This is a genomic window from Zavarzinella formosa DSM 19928, from assembly GCF_000255705.1.
Lineage (GTDB): Bacteria > Planctomycetota > Planctomycetia > Gemmatales > Gemmataceae > Zavarzinella > Zavarzinella formosa.
Map to the genome: position 1 here is coordinate 296,877 of NZ_JH636443.1, position 17,122 is coordinate 313,998.

Sequence of the window (17,122 nt, forward strand, 5' to 3'; positions counted from 1 at the left end):
GGGTTGGGGGGCGTTCGGGGGTATTGTCACAGATGCCGCGACGGCGAGCAAGCAGGCCGCCGACGGTCAAGGCTGGACAGGAATCCGTTTCATCTGCCAGAGATCGGAGCCGCCTGCGCCGCCGGGTCCGTCGCCGCTGCACCAGACGGTCTTGCCGTCCGCGGCGAAACAGGGATCATGCGTCCCCGTGGGGGAGATTTTGGTGATGATCCGGACATCCCAATTTCCGGCGGGCAATGGTGTTGCCGCCATCCAGAAATGGTATTCGCTGTCGCCCCGTCTGGTGAACGTGATGCTTTTGCCGTCGGAAAGCACGCGAGGGCATCGCTGGGCCGATTCCGTGTTGATTTCCAGATCGAGCCGTTCCGCCGGTCCCCATTCAACCTCCGGGGACGACCGGCGACACCGCCAGATGTGAAAGTTCCGGCTCCCCCGGTTGCTGGAAAAATAAAGAGTTCGCCCGTCCGGTGACATGGCCGGTGATTCTTCGCTGGAATCCGAGTTGACGTTCCGGCTTAATTGCTCGAGGCGATCCCACGGAGCCGTCAAGCTCTTCCGCCGGCACATCCAAATATCCTGGTCGTTCCCGCCCGGCCGCTGGGCGACCACCAAGAGCGTCAGGCCGTCGTCGCTGATCCACGGCTGGGTTGCCGAAACCAATTTTCCCCCGGCCACCACCTTGGTGACGTTGCCAAACGGCTGCTTCGGGCTCTCGCGCGTGGCCTCCAGAATCATCCACGGCACGTTTAACATTCCGGAGTAGACCAGTCGTCGCTCGTCGCCGGTCACTACCGGGGAATACTCGGGCTTCGCCGTGTTGACCGCCGGGCCGAGGTTTTCCGGGGCCGACCATGTCCACGCGGGGGAAGTCAGGATTTCAAAGGCGGTTAGAGTGGGAGCCGGAACCGGTGTGGCGGACGCGGTATTTTGGACCGGCGGCTCGATCTCCGGCGCCGACTTTTGGCGGGTCCGAGTTTGGTCATACAACGCGGCGAGCGAGGCAAGCATCACGACCGTGCCGACGCCAAGCAAGGCCGCGAGCGCGAGGGACATCCGCTTTTGCGGCGCCGTAGCAGCCGGGGACGGAATGGGCCGGGTGAGCGTCACATTCTCGCCGAAACCCGACGGGTCTGATGGCGTGCCCGATGAACCTGTCCCGACTCCGCCGGCCTCGACGGCCATGATGGCCCGGACCACTTCGTCGGCCGAGGAAAACCGATTCGCCGGGTTCTTGGCCAGAAGCTTGTGGATGATCCGCGCCAACGGTTCGGGAATGTTTGGATTCAGCCCGCGCACGGGACTTGGCTCTTCCGTCGCCAGACGGGTCAGGACTTCCATTTGGTTGTTGCCGGGGAACGGCAACCGGCCCGCGCAAAGCCGGTACAGCACGCCTCCCAGACTGAACAGATCGCTCCGGCCGTCGAGCGGTTTGCCCATCGCCTGTTCGGGGGACATAAACGAAGGGGTCCCCATCACCATGCCGCTTTGGGTGAGTTGGGCGTCCTTGGATTGCTGGCGGGCGAGGCCAAAATCGAGAATCTTGATCCGTCCCTTGGGGGCTTCCACCCACAGATTGGCGGGCTTGATGTCCCGGTGAACCAAGCCAAGGGCATGGGCGTCGGCCAGCCCCAAAGCGGTCTCCCGGCCGATGCGCAAAATCAACGGGAGGGAGGGTTCGTTGTTGTGCCGCAGAAACTCGTCGAGCGGCTGCCCTTCCAGAAATTCCATCGCAATGAAGGGGATGCCGTTGGCTTCACCCACTTCGTGCAAGGTGACCACGTGATCGCTTTTCACCCTGGCGGCCGCGCGGGCTTCCCGCAGAAAGCGCTCTTTGGCCAGCGGTTGGGCGGCTTGGTTCGGCAGCATGACTTTGAGGGCCACCTTGCGATCAAGCGACTCGTCAAAAGCGAGAAACACCGCCCCCATGCCGCCCATGCCGAGTTGCTTCAGCACGCGGTATCGGCCGTGGGTTCCCAGTTCGTCGGGCTGTTTCGGCGGGCCAAAATATTTGGAGAGGGGAACTTCTGGCTCGTCGGATGGCGCATCGGTGAGATTCGTCAAACTATTCATGCCGGAGTCCGCAATAACAACGAGTGCCCGGATATTCTCGAAACAATCCGGGCCGTTGCAAGAGCCATCATCAGTCGATGGTGCGGCCCAACAGGGTGGCGAGTTTCCGCAGGTCGTCCATCAGGCTGGCGAACTGCGGCGGCAGGAGGGCTTGAGGGCCGTCCGAGAACGCTTTCTCCGGGCAGTCGTGGACTTCCACATGCACCCCGTCGGCCTTGGCGGCGACCGAGGCCATCGCCATGCTGGGGATAAGGTCGGGCCGACCGGTGGCGTGGCTGGGATCGACGATGATGGGGAGGTGGCTTTGCCCCTTCACGTTCGGCACCGCGCTCATGTCCAGCATATTGCGGGTCGAATCCTCAAAACTCCGCACGCCGCGTTCACAGAGGACGACGTTCGGGTTCCCCTCGGCCAGCACGTATTCGGCCGACATCAGGAGATCCTTCACCGTGGCGCTCATGCCCCGTTTCAGCAGGACCGGCTTGCGCGTCTGGCCGACTTCTTTCAGAAGGTCGAAGTTCTGCATGTTGCGGGCGCCGATCTGGAACATGTCGGCCCACTTCTCGACGAGCGGAACCTGTCGGGTGTCCATCACCTCGGTGACCACGGGCATGTCCACTTCGTCGCCGACATCGCGGAGGATTTTAAGGCCGTCTTCGCCCATGCCTTGGAAGGCATAGGGGCTGGTCCGGGGCTTGAAGGCCCCGCCGCGCAGGATGTTGGCTCCGGCCTTTTTCACATGCCCGGCGATGGCCCGCAAGCCCTCCAGGCTTTCGACCGCGCACGGCCCGGCGATCATCGCCAGATGCCCGCCGCCAATGCGGACCTTCCCCTTGCCGACCGGGACAATCGAATCTTCCTTGTGAAATTCCCGGCTGGCCATCTTGAACGGCTTGAGGATGCGCAACACCTGCTCGACGCCGGGGATGGCTTCCAAGGCTCCGGCGGCCGTCTTGTTGTCGTCGCCAATCAGGCCGACGATGGTGCGAAACTCCCCACGAATGAGGCGGGGTTCAAAACCGAGTTCCTGCACGCGCTCCAGCACATGGTTAATCTGCGGTTCGGAAACATCAGTACGGAGGACAACGATCATCGGAAACTCGGAACTTTCGGGATTCAGGACAGGTGAATGTTATTGGTGTTGGTCGTTTGAAGACAACCTCACCCCCTAACCCCCTCTCCTGACAGAGAGGGGGAACCAAACCGGCCGGGGAAGACAGGAAGCCTTTGACAGAAATTTCCACCCGCTTGCTCCCCCTCTCTGTCAGGAGAGGGGGCCGGGGGGTGAGGTTGCCTTACGCGTCAATATCCACATTCATCACCGCCGCCAGCTTGCGGATATCGTCCATCAAGGTGGCAAATTGCGGGGGCAACAACGCTTGGGGGCCGTCCGAGAAGGCTTTTTCCGGGCAGTCGTGGACTTCGACATGCACCCCGTCGGCCCCGGCGGCGATGCTCGCCTTGGCCATGCTGGGGATGAGGTCGGGCCGGCCGGTGGCGTGGCTCGGGTCCACGATGATGGGAAGGTGGCTCTGGCCCTTCACATTCGGCACCGCGCTCATGTCGAGCATGTTGCGGGTCGAATCCTCGAAACTCCGCACGCCGCGTTCGCAGAGGACGACTTGTTGATTGCCCCCCGCCAGCACGTATTCGGCCGACATGAGGAGATCCTTCACCGTGGCGCTCATGCCCCGTTTGAGCAGGACGGGTTTGCGCGTCTGGCCGATTTCCTTCAGGAGATCGAAGTTCTGCATGTTGCGGGCGCCGACTTGGAACATGTCGGCCCACTGTTCGACGAGCGGAACCTGTCGCGGGTCCATGACTTCCGTCACGACGGGCATGTCGTGCTTGTCGCCGACATCGCGGAGGATTTTAAGGCCGTCTTCGCCCATGCCTTGGAAGGCATAGGGGCTGGTCCGGGGCTTGAAGGCTCCGCCGCGCAGGATGTTCGCCCCGGCTTTCTTCACATGCCCGGCGATGGTGTCCAGCCCTTCCAGGCTTTCAACGGCACACGGTCCGGCGATCATCGCCAGGTGCCCGCCGCCGATGCGGACTTTGCCGACCGTCACCACGGAATCTTCCTTGCGGAACTCCCGGCTGGCGAGTTTGAACGGCTTCAAGACTCGCAATACCTGCTCGACGCCGGGGATGGCTGAAAAGTTCTCGGCCTGCGGCTTCCGCTCGTCCCCGATGACGCCGACGATGGTTCGTTGCTCCCCCCGGCTGACGTGCGGCGTAAACCCCAACTCCCCAATCCGCTGGATGATATGTTCAATTTGGGGTTCGGTGGCGTCGGGTCGCAGCACAAGAATCATGGGTCTTCAACAAGAGAGAGACTTTGGGCGGGAATGGATGGCCGGAGACATTACCGACTATCACTTATTTGGTTTACGGTTCTTGGGGGGACGGGGCAAACCGTTCATGGTCCGTCCGCAGGCATTGGCCTATACTTTCTTGAAAGAAGCGAACGCTTTCCGGTGGGGGCCACATGTCCGAAAACACATGGAATGGCAAATCCTTCGCCCTTGACCCAACCTTCACGGATTCCCGGCATCCGGTGCATGTCCAGCATATGCGGATGGCGCTGGAAGAAGCCCAAACGGCTGCCGACGAGGACGAAGTTCCCGTCGGGGTGGTGATCGTCTCCCCGGAACGGGGGGTGATCGCCTCGGCCCACAACCAGCGGGAGCAACTCCAAGACCCCACGGCCCACGCGGAAATGATCGCCCTTACCCAAGCCGCCAAATCCCTCGGCAGTTGGCGGTTGGAACGCTGCCTGATCTATGTGACCCTCGAACCCTGCCCGATGTGCGCCGGGGGCATTGTCCAAGCCCGATTGCCGTATGTGATCTATGGGGCCACCGATCGAAAAGCGGGTGCCTGCCACACGCTGTACCAAATCACCAACGACAGCCGGTTAAACCATCGTTGCCAAGTGATCGGCGGGGTACTGCCGGAGGAATGTGCGGGGATTTTGTCCCGGTTCTTCGCGGCCAAACGGGCAATGGGCAAGAAGTGAGGAAAAGAGTTCATGCAAAGCCGCCAAGAACTTCGCCGCGCAAGCGTTACAGGGCCTTGGTTTTCAAGAATTCCAAATCGGTCGAAATCCGGTCCAAAAGTGATGTGAAATAGACATCAAAAAGCTATCTGGCGACCATTTTCTGTCTGTTTTTCTCCAAAAAGTGGTCATTTTTAGCGGGCCAACTGAACACCTTTTTTCAAATTCCCCGGAAAAATGAAGGATGCCCACATGATTTTGGCATAATCCGTGGCATTTCGGGCCACAAATGGCGAGCAGATGCGGGATGTGTTGTCAGGTGTTGCAAAGCCTCGTCAGATGCCGGATGACATCGCGGACAGAGATGATGCCGACGGGTTTGCCGTCTTCCACGACGGGCAGGTGGCGATAACCGCCGACATCCATTTTTTGGACGGCCAAGCCGAGCGGGTCATCCGGGGTGACGGTTTCCGGGTCACGGGTCATGTGATCGCGCAAGGGGAGGCGGGCGTAGTCGTCGATGAGGCCGATCACTTTTTTGAGATAATCCCGTTCGGTGAGGATGCCCGCCAATTTGTCGTTTTTGTCCACGACCAGCAAGGCGCCGACGCCGTGTTCGACCATGCGGTCAAGCGCGAGGCCAAGGGTGCCGTCCTCGGGGATGGTCACCATCGGTTTGGGCTTGAGTTTGCGCACGAGGTCGTGCAAAACGCTTTCCTCGACGGCATCCTGCCCAGTTGGATTGGCATCAACAGATGCCAGGGGAAAGAGGCATTGAGAGCATTCGTCGGCGCCCGGCACGTTGACATGGCCACAGGATGGACAAATCATGGAATCATTCCGCTGGGATTTCCAAGACTGACAGGCACCCCCCGGAGGGTTGTTGTACGTCGGGGAAAAAAAACAGCAAATCCGAAGGCGGACGGCATGGCGTATGCCATAAAACAGTGGTTCAGCCGGACAGTCCGTCAACACATGGGATGAACAAGGAGGAACCTTTTTTCAACCATGGACAAGATTCTTCGAGATCCGTTTTCCGCCGGCACTCATTTGCTGATGGCCGGGGCCACCCTGTTTGTCGCGGTCATTTTGCTGCGGCTGGCGTGGGGAAACCGCCTTCGCCGCATTGATGTGGGGATGTTCGGCTTCTCGATGGTCTTCCTGTACACTTGTAGCGGCCTGTTTCACGCGGTGCATCTTCCCCCGGAAGAACGGGACATCTTCCGCAATCTGGACATGACGGCCATCTACTTTCTGATCGCCGGAAGTTTCACCCCGCTGATCGTCACATTCGTCCCCGGTCTCATCCGGGCGGTGTATCTGGTGTTCATGTGGTCGTTGGTGGTCGCGGGCGTCCTGGTGTTGTGGCTCGTTCAATCTCCCCCTTACCCGGTAGTTGTGGCCATCTATATCGGCCTCGGCATGGTTGGTTTGCTGGGCGTGCGCTATTACATTCGCGGGGCGGGCCGCCGGGCGATGCCATTGTTGATCTTTGAGCCGGTGATTTACATTGCCGGGGCGGTCATCGACGTTCTGCAATGGCCGGTGATCTGGCCGGGCGTGATCGGCCCGCACGAAGTCTTCCACCTGACGGACATTCTGGGCACACTCGCCCACATCTCGATCATGATGCTGTACGTGATTCCCGTCCTGCGAAAAAACATCAGGAAGCATCATCGGCCGGTCGTCGTCGACGAGGAACTGGCGGTGGAGACGGCAAACAAGGAGTGAGGCCGCTCCTCCATGCGGGCTGCCTTTCTCCAATCCTTTCTCCGGGTGGGCCATGAGCAAAAAGCTGGATCAAATTTTGGTGATCGACCTGGAGGCCACCTGTTGGGAGGGAAAGCCGCCGGAGGGCATGAGAAGCGAGATCATTGAAATCGGCCTCTGCCCTCTCGAACTCCACACTGGCCGCCGATTGGAAAAACGATCGTTGCTCGTCCGGCCCATCGCCTCCACGATCAGCCCGTTTTGCACTCAACTGACAACGCTCACCCAAGCCGACGTCGATGCGGGCATCCCGTTCACGATGGCCTGCGAGATCCTGCGGAAAGAGTATCTGACCCGCGACCGCGTCTGGGCCAGTTTCGGCGACTACGACCGCACGATGTTCCAAGAACAATGCAAACTCACAGGCGTGACTTACCCCTTCGGGCCAAGACATCTGAATGTAAAAACCCTGTTTGCCCTGAGTCGGGGACTGCCGGCCGAAATCGGAATGGCCGGAGCGTTGGAAATGCTGGAACTGCCGTTGGAAGGAACCCACCACCGCGGCCACGACGACGCTTGGAATATCGCCGGGATTTTGAACCACCTCATCGCTGGCCTTCGCGGCAGAATGCCCAACTTGGGAACGCCCAATGCCCAACTTGGGAATGACGAATGACGAATGACGAATGACCAATCAGGATTTGTTCACTGACCGGGATGAGACTCAAACACAATCGGTTTGGTCATTGGTCATTGGTCATTCCCAAGTTGGGCATTCCCCCCATCATCGCCGCATCCGCGAAGTGCTCTCCTCCTGCGGCGGCGGCACCGCTTGGATCACCTTGCGGATAATGTCATCCGTGGAAATCCCCTCGCTGTCGGCGTTGAATGTCGTCATCAGACGATGCCGTAGCACCGGGTAGGCCACTTCGCGGATGTCTTCCGTGGTCACATGCAATCGGCCATGCAACACAGCTTTGGCTTTGCCGCCGAGGATGAGGTATTGGCTCGCGCGTGGCCCGGCCCCCCAGGCCACCAGTTCGGGAACCCATTTGGGCACCCCCTGTTCCTTTGGCCGGGTCGCCCGCACCAAGTCGGCGGCGTAGGCGAACACGTGGTCGGCCACCACCACTTGCCGGACGATCTCCTGAAGCCGGATCAATTGCTCGGCCGTCAGGATCGGTTCCAATTCCGCTTTTTGGTTTGAGGTGGTGTTCTTCATGATCTGGATTTCGTCAGCCCGCGACGGATACTCCACCTTGATGTTGAACATGAAGCGGTCTTGCTGGGCTTCCGGCAGCGGATACGTTCCTTCTTGTTCGATGGGGTTTTGCGTCGCCAGCACGAAGAACGGTTTCGGCAGAAGATACGTCGTCCCCCCGGCGGTGACGTGATGTTCTTGCATGGCCTCCAGCAGGGCGGCCTGCGTCTTCGGCGGAGTACGATTGATTTCATCCGCCAGGATCATGTGGGCAAACAGCGGCCCCGGCAGGAAGATGAACTTGCGCCGGCCGGTTTCCGGGTCGTCTTGGAGGATGTCCGTGCCGGTGATGTCGGCCGGCATCAGGTCGGGGGTGAACTGAATGCGCTTGAAGCTCAGGGCCATGATGCGGGCGACGGTGCTGACCAGCAGCGTCTTGGCCAGCCCCGGCACGCCGACGAGGAGACAGTGGCCCCGGCTCAGCAGGGCGATAATCATCTCTTCGATGACCTGATGCTGGCCGACGATCACCTTGCCGATCTGTTCGGACATGCGCTCGTAGGCGGCCGAGATTTCCTTGACAGCCTGCGCGTCGGCGTTCGCCATTTCGGGAAGTTCCCTTGTTGCTTTTGGAAAATGGTACGGACAGAAGATAAAACCCGGAACCCGGAACTCGGTCTCGGAACGAAAAAATGGACATGAATCTGAAAGATCGCGTGGTCGTGGTCACCGGCGGGGCCAGTGGAATCGGACTGGCCGCCGCAATGGCGTTTGCCGCCGAGGGGGCGAATGTGGCCATTTGGGACTTGGGTGCCAGTGGCGCCGTCGTGGATGGCCTTCTCGCAAAATGCCCCATCCGGGCCATCGGCCTGCCGGTTGATGTCGGCGATGAATCATCGGTCAACACGGCCGTTGAGCGAACAACGGCGGAACTTGGCCCGATTGACCATGTGGTTCACGCGGCCGCCATCGGCTCCGGGAAGTTCGGCTTCCCGTTCACCAATGTCCCGGTGGCCGAGTGGAAGCGGGTGCTTCAGGTGAATGTGATGGGTATGGTCCACGTCTCGCTGGCGGTTTCGCCGAAGATGATCGAACGAAAATCCGGCACAATGGTATTCTTGGCATCGGTCGCCGGGCAGATCGGCTCGCAAACGGACCCGCCTTACAGCGCCTCGAAGGCCGCGAACATCAACTTCGCCCAGTGCATGGCCAAAGACCTCGCCCCGCACGGCATCCGCGTGAACACCGTCTGCCCCGGCATGGTGCAAACGCCGCTCAATCGCTCTGTGTGGCAGGCTTGGCACGACCAACGCCCGGTTGCGGAACGACTGACCTACGAGCAATGGGCCGACCAAAAGATCCGCTCAGTCGTGCCCTTGGGAAAATGGCAAACCCCGGAGGCCATCGCCGACATGATCGTGTTTCTATCATCTGACCGGGCGGCGCACATCACCGGCCAGACGGTCAACGTGGACGGCGGGTTTGTGATGCACTGGTAACGACCAATGACAACGCAAGACCGTGAAGCCGCGACGCGGAGGCTTTGCGCAGCGGAGCGTGAACTGCCAGCAATCAAAACTGATTGCCACAACCGTTGGCAATCGAACGCCGGAAGTCCGCGCTCCGCTCCGAAGACTCCGCGTCGCGGCTTCACGGGTTACTTCACAAAACTCATCACACCCAACCCTTCCGGTCGCGGCGTCGCCCCGGCGGGGCCGCTCCAGGCTTGGATGCCTTTGCCGGGGATGGTGCGGACGACGTTGACAGCCCACAGTTTGCCGGGGGTGATCGGGTCGCCGGAGAGTTCCGAAAGCGGGATGGCGATTTCAGCGGTCCAGCCGGTTTCCTCGGCATTGACGGCCACGAACCAGCGGGGGTTCCAAGTCTTGTCGCCCCAGCAGTCGTCGGCAACGGCGCCGCGCTGGTCGATCTGTAGCTGGTAGTATGTCTGGTAATCCCGGTCGAGGTCGATCAGGATGCTCACGCGGTCGTGCTTGCTCAGGTCCATGTCGCGGGTGCGGGTTTCCACTTTCGGCTTCTTCATCCCGGCTGGGTGCTTGCAGACGACGGCCACATACATGAATTCATTGTCGTAGCTGAAGGCGGCGCGCGTGGTGTTCAAGGTGGTGTTGTCGGTCTCGGCCTGGGTGCGGCCCTTGGCCATCGATTCGCGGTCGCCGAATTCCTCGCCAAGTTCCCCGGCCGTCGTGGCCATCAGCATCGGCAGGGCGTTTGCCCAGCAATCATCGTCCAGCTTGCCGTCGAGGTACGGCCGCTTCGGGGTCATTTTGCACACGCTCACCGACTTCGGCGGTTGGGGAGAACGGGCTTTGTTCATCAGCCACGATTCCAACAGCACGCAATCCCGCCACGGGTCCGACCCCCGAACGGTTCCGCCGGAAGTCACCGGCGGGGTGGTTTCGGTCACATAGCGCATCAGCCAGCGTTGCGATTCCTCGGCCTTGCCAAGCTGGCGGCGAGCCGACGACCAGCAGAGGTTCAACGGCACATCGCGGGCATAGATATCCCCATGGGCGGCTAGGCGGGCTTCCAGTTCCAGCGCCCCGGCATACCAGCCACGGGCGTTGACCATGCCGTCGATGGTGTCCCGGTGCGTGGCTTGAATCATCTCCGTCTCGCGGGGAGGCGTGACTGGCATCGGCTTCTTGGCGCCGGGAGGCAAAAAGTCGTTGAGTTGCGGCGGCTTGTCTTTCAGTTTGAAATCGATGTCCGTCGATTCGATGAACTGATTCAACTCTTCCCGGCGGCGGGCTTCCGTGCTGGATTGATATTTCACCATCCAGCGGGCGGCGTCCAGCGAGAGGGGATGCCCCGGATATTTATCGATCAGCATCAGGAACGCCTCGCGGGCCATCGGCCATCGGCCCGCGTTCACATAGCTGGTCCCGGCGGTGAACAACGCCTTGCCCGCGTCGGACGCCGGGAGATCCTTCACCGCGTCCGCGAGTTGGGACAATCCCTGCTCCGGGGTGGCCAGCGGGCCGGTGGCCCCGCGAACCATGAGTTCGACGTTTCGCTTCTTTTCGTGAGCTTTTTGCAGACTGGCCCGATAGGCTTCTTCCTGCTCCGTGAGAATTGGCTGTGGCCGCCGGGCAACGCCGCCGGGGGCGAGCGTCACGCCCTCAAAGATCCGGCCCATGCCCTCGCCGTCTTTCAGCCGGGAGGCGACCAACCGATAGCTCTGCGAATCGGCTTGCAGGTTCGACTCGCCCCACAGACGCACGGCCGACATGGCGTGGTCGCGGCCTGTCCCGCCGATGCGGGGGAGCGGCGAGGCGATGTCCACCTTCGCCCCGATGGCGTCGGCCTTGGCGCTGGTGACGAACAATTTCTTCCCGGCCCATTTCTCCAGGCCGAGTTCCTTGATTTGCTCCGGGAAAACGGTTTCGTCGGCGGCCACATCAAAGGCTTTGCGCACAACGGCGTTGACGATCTTTTCCAGTTCGTCGTCTCCTGCCGCGTCGGTGACGATCACTTCTGGTTTCCAGATCCGGAAGGCCAACACCATCTGCCGAAGCATGGCCGTCGTGGCTTTTTCGCCAAGGCGTTTGTCCCACGCATCGAGAATGGCCGAGGCGGTGGCGTTTTCTTGAAATCCGGCCAGCGGAAACTGCCAGCCGATTTCCCCCCCGAGGCCGCCGCATTGCCGCAGACCAAAATTCAGGCGATCCGCGTCCGACGCCCTTGCCGGGTCGGCGGCCTTCATCGCGGCGGCCAGTCGTTCGGCATCGGTGTCATAACGCTTGGTCAGTGTGGCCGGGTCGGCGCAGGTGAGGCCGAAGGAGGTGGCGAAATATCCCTCTTCACCGCCGAGGACAGAAATGGTTTCCCAAGGGGTCTTCTCGGCCTTCGCGTGAACAAACATCACCGCCGCCCGCATCCCGCCCTGGCGACGGACCACCCACGACTTGCCGCCGTCCGTGGTGACGATGATCGTCCCGAGTTCGCCGGTCGCCCAACCGGTGTTGGCATCATGAAAATGAATTGCGTTCAACGGCATTGGCTGGCCGGTCTTGTGCATTTCCCACGTCAGCCCGTTGTCGGCACTGTGGAAGACGACCGATCCGGGCCGGCCAACCGCCCACACATGCGAACCGTGAACCGCCACGGCATTGAAATCGAGAGAGGCCCGCAATTCTTGCGGCAGTTTCAAATCCGGGAAGCCCCACCGCACCCCGGCGGTGTTCTGGCTCACCATCACGAGGCCCCCCTGGCCGACGGCCACGGCACGTTCCCCGTTGAGCTTCAACCCGCGAATGTTGCGCCCGCCGAGGGAGTCCACGTCGGCCACGCCGAGGGAGCCATCCCGGAACGGGGCGACACGATTCCAAGCCCCGGCCACGACACCGGTTTCCGCATCCGAAAAATCACCGGCCAGCCAGCTTGGCGTTCGCGGACCGGCGACGGGCCGCCATGTTTTGCCGCCGTCGATGGTGTGGAACAACCCGGTCGGGTGGCTGTCGCCGCCATCCCCGGCGGCCATGCCGGTGCGTTCGTCAAAGAACTTCACCACATTCAGGCCGGGCACGCTGTTGACGTTCACCACTTTCCATTTCAACCCACCGTCGGACGTGGACAGCACCACCCCGGAACTGCCGCCGCCGGGCAACTCGACCCGGCCGACAACCCACCCGGAATACGGCGTGAGAAAATGCACCGCCCGCAGCGAGGCTCGCGTGCCGGCGTGCTGGTGTTCCCACGTTTTGCCCGCGTCGATGGTATGCAGGATTAACCCGTCGTCGCCGACTGCCCATCCTTCGTTTTCATCCACGAATTGGATGCCGCGAAGCGGGGCATCGGCATGATTGGGCAACTCATTCGCCTTGGCCGAGCAAGGCAGGATGGCGAAGAGGATCGGCAGCAACGCCAATAGTCGATATCCGGCCCGCCGATCCTTTTGACGGAAAGTTCGCGGGCGGGGGTCTCGTTGTTCGCTGTTCATGTCTTGCCTCGTCGCCATCCGGCTCAAAAACCACTTGCTCGGCGCGAATACCCCATTCAACCCGGAAAATCCAGCCGGAAAGATTGAAGTTTGGGAGGGTGTTGGCCGGGCCATCGACTCGTCTGGTCCGGTGGAGTCGTTCGACGGGGCAATTCGTTCCGTGTGGGTAATTCGGAAAAGATGGACCGACAATCGTTGAGTTTTCCGAGGAAGAGACAAAGGGGGTTTGCGTCATCCAGCGAAGATGTCATGATTGAGTTGTGCTCTCCAACCCGCCGATTTTTTTCTCAACCAAGCGGGACAGCCCGCTTCCTTCGGAGTCAATAATGTCCCGTTCTCATCAAGCGATTGCCGTGTTGTTGGTGGCCCTGTTTGGGTTGTGGGGATGCTCCAAGGCCCCGACAGACGGTGGACTGTCCGCAGAGAAGTTGAAGACAGTGGAAACCAAGTTGGCCAAGCTGGAAGACGATTTCCGGGCCGCCAGTTCAGCCCGCGACCAACTGCGGAAGAAACTGTCGCAAGCCGAGGAAACCCAAGCCGAACTGCAAGCCCAAACCGAACGGCTGGCCAAGGACGTGAAGATCAAGGACGAACTGATTGAACGCCGAACCTCCGAACGCGATCAAACCGTCAGCCAGTACGAAGGGTTCCGCAAGGGGCTGAAGGAATTGATCAGCAAGGCCGAGGAATCGATGGCCAAGAGCGACGCCCCGGCGTCCCCCGCCGTCCCGGCCACCCCGACCTCGCTGACGAAGCCCTCCGAATTGCCGGTCGTTCCGGAATTGCCGCTGCCGAAGTGAGAATCTGAAGAGAAGAGTTCTCGTAAGGCACGCCAAGGGGGCGCAAAGCTCGCCAAGAGTCAATGAGATGAATTGATGATCCTTCCAGCCGCGAGGTCATCACATTATTTCATCGATTCTTGGCGAGCTTTGCGTCCCCTTGGCGTGCTTTGCGAGAACTCTTCTCTCCCCTTGGTCATTGGTCTTTGGTCATTTTCCCCATTAAATTACCCTTCTCTCCAAATGATCTGACGCAAGAGGGATGTCATCCACTACCGCATCACTCACCAGACCAAGTACGATTACGCGGAGCAGGTGTCGTTGTGTCATAACTTGACGCATCTGACGCCAAGGGCCACGGAATGGCAGCAGGTTCACGAAACATCCCTGGATGTCTCGCCAACGCCGGCCGTCAGCGTGAACCGGGGGGATTATTTCGGCAACCCGGCCGTGTTCTTCACCATTCAGGATCTTCACCGCGAACTGGTGGTGACCGCCAAACATGATGTGGAAGTGCTGAAGCGCTACCCGCCGGACCCGCAACGGACGCCGCCGTGGGAAGAGGTGGTCGGGCAACTCCGCGTGAACACGCATCCCGAATGGCTGGAGGCGTCCCAGTTCACTTACAATTCGCCGTTTATTGTCACGGGCGACGATCTTGCGGAATACGCCGCCCCCTCCTTCACGCCCGGCCGGCCGATCTTGGATGGCGCCGCCGATCTGACGGCCCGGATCTTCCGCGAATTTGTCTTCGACTCTCGGGCCACCACGCTGGCCACCCCATTGCGGGAAGTGCTGGAGAAACGGCGGGGGGTATGCCAGGATTTCGCCCACTTGCAGATCGGCTGTTTACGCTCGCTGGGCCTGGCCGCCCGTTATGTCAGCGGGTATTTGCGAACCACCCCGCCACCGGGGCAGAAGCGCCTCGTCGGGGCGGATGCCTCCCATGCGTGGGTGTCCGTGTTTGTGCCGGGAACCGGCTGGGTGGACCTGGACCCGACCAACAATCTGATGGTGAACGATCATCACATTCTGCTGACTTGGGGAAGAGACTATGATGATGTCAGCCCCATCAAGGGGGTGATCCTCGGCGGCGGGCGGCACTCCATGAGTGTTTCCGTGGACGTGGAGCCAATTGACGATGCCGGGAACCCGGCGTAGTTCAATATGTCTCTCTTTCGTTTTTGATTTTTTGAAGCGCCGACTCCGCCGCCCGCGGCCTCCGGCGCGAGCAGGAGGTAGGCATCATGGCCGGGCATTCCCATTCAGCGAACATCGCCGTCCGCAAGGGCAAACAAGACGCGGCTCGCGCCAAGCTCTTCAGCAAACTGAGCCGGTACATTATCATCGCGGCCCGCGCCGGCGGCGGCGACCCCGTGATGAACCTGAAGCTTCGCTACGCCATCGACAAGGCCCGCGCCGTGTCCATGCCGCGCGAGAACATCGAACGGGCCATCAAACGCGGCACCGGCGAACTCGGCGGCGCGGTGATGGAAGACTTGGTGTACGAGGGTTTCGGCCCCGGCAACTCGGCGATCATCTGCGACATTATGACGGACAATCGCAACCGCACCAGCGGCGAAGTCCGCAAACTTTACGAGCGCAGCGGCGGCCACATGGGCAACCCCGGCAGCGTCGGCTACATGTTCGACCGGAAGGGACTGTTCCTGATTCCGGCGTCGGGCGTGACCGAGGACACGCTGATGAGCGTCGCCCTGGAGGCCGGCGCCGAGGACATGAGCCGCGACGGCGACAACTTCAAGATCGTCACCGAAGTCGGCGCGTTCGCCGCCGTACAGGAAGCCTTGGAAAAGGCCCAGATCACGATGGACACCAACGAAATCGTCCAACTGCCCAAGGCCCCGGTCGAGGTGGACTTGGAAACCGGCAAAAAGATCGTCCGCCTGATTGACAATCTGACGGAACACGAAGACGTGCAAAACGTGTATTGCAACGTTCACCTGACGCCGGAAATGCACGCGGACGAATAAGAACCAGAAGAGATTTAACCGCGGAGGGCACGAGAGGGCACGAGAGAAAACAAGACAGAGGAGAACAAAATTTTCTTTTCTTCTGTGCTTGTCTTCTCTCGTGCCCTCTCGTGCCCTCCGCGGTTAAATTCCTTCCGGGTTTTAACGGAGATTGCCAATGAAGTTAGCCAATCGCGTCAGCCATTTCAGCGAGTCCGTCATTCGGGAGATGACCCGGCTGGCGATGCGGCACGGGGCCATTAATCTCGGCCAGGGGATGCCGGATTTCGAGACGCCGCAGGAAATCAAGGACGCCGGGTGCAAGGCCATTCAGGATGGCTACAACCAGTACGCCATCACCTGGGGCGCCCCCGCGTTGCGGCAGGCAATTGCCGCCAAGGCGAGGAAATTCAACGGCATCCCGTGCGACCCCGATTTGAACGTGACGGTCTGTTGCGGGGCGACCGAGTGCATGATGGCCACGATGCTGGCCTTGGTCGATCCCGGCGACGAAGTCATCATCTTCCAGCCCTTCTACGAAAACTACGGGCCGGACGCGATCATCAGCGGCGCCAAACCCGTCTGGGTTCCGTTGCGGCCGCCGCACTGGTCGTTTGACCCGGACGAACTGAAACGGGCCTTCTCCGACCGCACGCGGGCCATCATCCTCAACACGCCGAACAACCCAACCGGCCACGTCTACACGCGGGAAGAATTAACGCTCATCGCCGAACTGTGCCAGAAGCATGATGTCATCGCGCTGGCCGACGAGATTTACGAATACATCATTCTCAACGATGCCCCGCACGTGAGCATCGCCACCCTGCCGGGGATGGCCGAACGCACGGTGACGATCAGCGGCCTTTCCAAAACCTTTAGCGTGACCGGCTGGCGGCTCGGTTATTGCATCGCCCCGCCGGAAATCAGCACCGGCATCCGCAAGGCCCACGACTTCCTGACCGTCGGCGCCCCCCACCCGCTGCAAATGGCCGGGGTGGCCGCCCTGAATCTGCCGGACGCCTATTACGAGAAGCTGAAGCGGGACTACACCCGCCGCCGCGACTTGTTCATCCCGCTGCTGAAATCCACCGGCCTGACAGTCTATGAACCGGAGGGGGCCTACTACGTGATGACCGACATCGCCCCCCTCGGCTGGAACGACGACACCGCCTTCGTGAAACGCATGATCGAAACCGTCGGCGTCTCGGCCGTCCCCGGCAGCAGTTTCTTCTCCCCGAAGGAACTCGGCAAGACAATGGTCCGCTTCATGTTCGCCAAGAAAGACGAAACCCTGAAAGCGGCCGGCGAACGCTTGCAAGGCTTGCGGTCGATGACGCCGGAATAAGCCGTGAAGCCGCGACGCGGAGTCTTCGCAGCGGAGCGCGGACCACGGAAGCCAATGGCTGAACCTCCGCCGTTTGCAAGCATGAT

14 protein-coding genes are annotated in these 17,122 nt (G+C 60.9%); 8 read left to right on the plus strand and 6 right to left on the minus strand.

Annotated elements, in window-relative coordinates:
- Window positions 1–66 precede the first annotated feature (66 nt).
- The 3 genes from BGIM_RS58325 to aroF (BGIM_RS0126550) form a co-directional block, all read right to left on the minus strand.
- Complete coding sequence (locus tag BGIM_RS58325) at window positions 67–2,070, minus strand: protein kinase domain-containing protein (protein ID WP_020472738.1); 2,004 nt, start codon at window positions 2,068–2,070, stop codon at window positions 67–69.
- Between the two features lie 70 nt (window positions 2,071–2,140).
- Complete coding sequence (gene aroF, locus BGIM_RS0126545) at window positions 2,141–3,163, minus strand: 3-deoxy-7-phosphoheptulonate synthase (protein WP_020472739.1); 1,023 nt, start codon at window positions 3,161–3,163, stop codon at window positions 2,141–2,143.
- A gap of 202 nt (window positions 3,164–3,365) precedes the next feature.
- Window positions 3,366–4,385, minus strand: a complete 1,020-nt coding sequence (gene aroF, locus BGIM_RS0126550; RefSeq protein ID WP_020472740.1) for a 3-deoxy-7-phosphoheptulonate synthase — start codon at window positions 4,383–4,385, stop codon at window positions 3,366–3,368.
- 173 nt (window positions 4,386–4,558) lie between these two features.
- On the opposite strand from aroF (BGIM_RS0126550), the gene BGIM_RS0126555 reads away from it, so the two are divergent.
- A complete protein-coding gene (locus tag BGIM_RS0126555) occupies window positions 4,559–5,089 on the plus strand; it encodes a nucleoside deaminase (protein ID WP_020472741.1) in 531 nt (176 codons plus the stop codon).
- Window positions 5,090–5,383: 294 nt separating this feature from the next.
- Here the strand turns inward: BGIM_RS0126555 and BGIM_RS0126565 are convergent, their stop codons facing one another.
- Window positions 5,384–5,899, minus strand: a complete 516-nt coding sequence (locus tag BGIM_RS0126565) for a CBS domain-containing protein (RefSeq protein WP_020472742.1) — start codon at window positions 5,897–5,899, stop codon at window positions 5,384–5,386.
- A gap of 177 nt (window positions 5,900–6,076) precedes the next feature.
- Between BGIM_RS0126565 and trhA the strand changes: the two genes are divergently transcribed.
- A complete protein-coding gene (gene trhA, locus BGIM_RS0126570; RefSeq protein WP_020472743.1) occupies window positions 6,077–6,799 on the plus strand; it encodes a PAQR family membrane homeostasis protein TrhA in 723 nt (240 codons plus the stop codon).
- Window positions 6,800–6,851: 52 nt separating this feature from the next.
- Window positions 6,852–7,454 carry a 3'-5' exonuclease gene (locus tag BGIM_RS0126575; protein ID WP_020472744.1) on the plus strand — a complete coding sequence of 201 codons (603 nt, stop codon included), beginning with the start codon at window positions 6,852–6,854 and terminating at the stop codon, window positions 7,452–7,454.
- A gap of 108 nt (window positions 7,455–7,562) precedes the next feature.
- Here BGIM_RS0126575 and BGIM_RS0126580 read toward each other — a convergent pair whose 3' ends face one another.
- The gene (locus BGIM_RS0126580) at window positions 7,563–8,585 is read right to left on the minus strand and encodes an AAA family ATPase (RefSeq protein WP_020472745.1); all 1,023 of its coding nucleotides are present in this window, start codon (window positions 8,583–8,585) and stop codon (window positions 7,563–7,565) included.
- An 86-nt stretch (window positions 8,586–8,671) separates the two neighbouring features.
- On the opposite strand from BGIM_RS0126580, the gene BGIM_RS0126585 reads away from it, so the two are divergent.
- Window positions 8,672–9,478: an SDR family NAD(P)-dependent oxidoreductase gene (locus tag BGIM_RS0126585; protein WP_029630578.1), complete on the plus strand. Its 807-nt coding sequence runs from the start codon at window positions 8,672–8,674 to the stop codon at window positions 9,476–9,478.
- A 158-nt stretch (window positions 9,479–9,636) separates the two neighbouring features.
- Here the strand turns inward: BGIM_RS0126585 and BGIM_RS0126590 are convergent, their stop codons facing one another.
- Window positions 9,637–12,942: a YCF48-related protein gene (locus BGIM_RS0126590; RefSeq protein ID WP_020472747.1), complete on the minus strand. Its 3,306-nt coding sequence runs from the start codon at window positions 12,940–12,942 to the stop codon at window positions 9,637–9,639.
- 326 nt (window positions 12,943–13,268) lie between these two features.
- Between BGIM_RS0126590 and BGIM_RS0126600 the strand changes: the two genes are divergently transcribed.
- The 4 genes from BGIM_RS0126600 to BGIM_RS0126615 all read left to right on the plus strand — a co-directional run bounded on the left by BGIM_RS0126600 (window position 13,269) and on the right by BGIM_RS0126615 (window position 17,036).
- Window positions 13,269–13,742 (plus strand): hypothetical protein, encoded by a 474-nt coding sequence (locus BGIM_RS0126600; protein ID WP_020472749.1) that lies wholly within the window; start codon window positions 13,269–13,271, stop codon window positions 13,740–13,742.
- Window positions 13,743–13,988: 246 nt separating this feature from the next.
- Window positions 13,989–14,882 carry a transglutaminase family protein gene (locus tag BGIM_RS0126605; protein WP_029630580.1) on the plus strand — a complete coding sequence of 298 codons (894 nt, stop codon included), beginning with the start codon at window positions 13,989–13,991 and terminating at the stop codon, window positions 14,880–14,882.
- An 86-nt stretch (window positions 14,883–14,968) separates the two neighbouring features.
- Window positions 14,969–15,712, plus strand: a complete 744-nt coding sequence (locus BGIM_RS0126610) for a YebC/PmpR family DNA-binding transcriptional regulator (RefSeq protein ID WP_020472751.1) — start codon at window positions 14,969–14,971, stop codon at window positions 15,710–15,712.
- 157 nt (window positions 15,713–15,869) lie between these two features.
- The gene (locus BGIM_RS0126615; RefSeq protein WP_020472752.1) at window positions 15,870–17,036 is read left to right on the plus strand and encodes a pyridoxal phosphate-dependent aminotransferase; all 1,167 of its coding nucleotides are present in this window, start codon (window positions 15,870–15,872) and stop codon (window positions 17,034–17,036) included.
- Window positions 17,037–17,122: the final 86 nt, after the last annotated feature.